The following is a 747-nucleotide window of genomic DNA, read 5'->3' as shown; positions in this document are numbered from 1 at the left end:
CGTTATACGATATTATTGAATGAAAATAACTGATATTAAAGAAACATACTCAAAATACATTTATACTGTAAATGAATTTAATGAAAGGGTTCGAATTCTAACTGACGTTGAAGTTAATCGAAAAGTAATTTCTGCGAGATTTAGTATTAGAATTTTAAACTTTATCATTGATGTTACATTTATTATTTTAGTATTATCTGTAATTTCAAAAATTTTAGATGATTTATTTTTTTTAAAATCCGCTAAATTATATCTACAACTTTTATCACCTATAATACTTATTTTATATTACACTTTTACTGAATATAAGTTTCAACAAACTTTAGGTAAATTTCTAACTAATACGTATGTTATAAATGAATATGCTGATAAAATAACTTTATATCAAGCTTTTATTCGTAATTTAAATAAGCCTGCTATATTCATATCACGATTTTTTCATGTTTCATATTTTGATGGTAAATCAACAGAACAAATTCCTCATGATATACAATCAAATACATGGTGTGTGACTGGTGAAGAATATAACTATTTACTAAGTAAGCTTAACAATAACATCGTATAACATAGTATTTAGCGAAAAACGGGCTGAAAGTAAACTTTCATCCCATTATTTTCCACTCGCAAAATTGCTTTTCTAAAAACAATAAACTAATTTAGTTTTAGAAAAGAGCAATTTGCTTGAACGGAACGAACTTGAACTTACGTTCAACTTCTCCCCGTTCTTCGCAAATACTCGGCTCGTTA

Annotated in this window: 1 protein-coding gene; it reads left to right on the top strand. The window is 26.2% G+C overall.

Annotation, left to right across the window (positions count from 1 at the left end; all coding sequences use genetic code 11):
* The first annotated feature begins 19 nt into the window (after positions 1-19).
* Positions 20-565, top strand: a complete 546-nt coding sequence (locus IM532_RS13615; protein ID WP_194184039.1) for an RDD family protein — start codon at positions 20-22, stop codon at positions 563-565.
* Positions 566-747 lie beyond the last annotated feature (182 nt).

This window comes from Faecalibacter rhinopitheci (assembly GCF_015234135.1).
GTDB lineage: Bacteria > Bacteroidota > Bacteroidia > Flavobacteriales > Weeksellaceae > Empedobacter > Empedobacter rhinopitheci.
This window is presented reverse-complemented; position numbering and strand designations above follow the sequence as displayed.

What these genes read in the sequence shown, in the direction of transcription:
- IM532_RS13615 (WP_194184039.1), top strand. Translation starts at nt 20, where the DNA reads ATGAAAATAACTGATATTAAAGAAACATACTCAAAATACATTTATACT.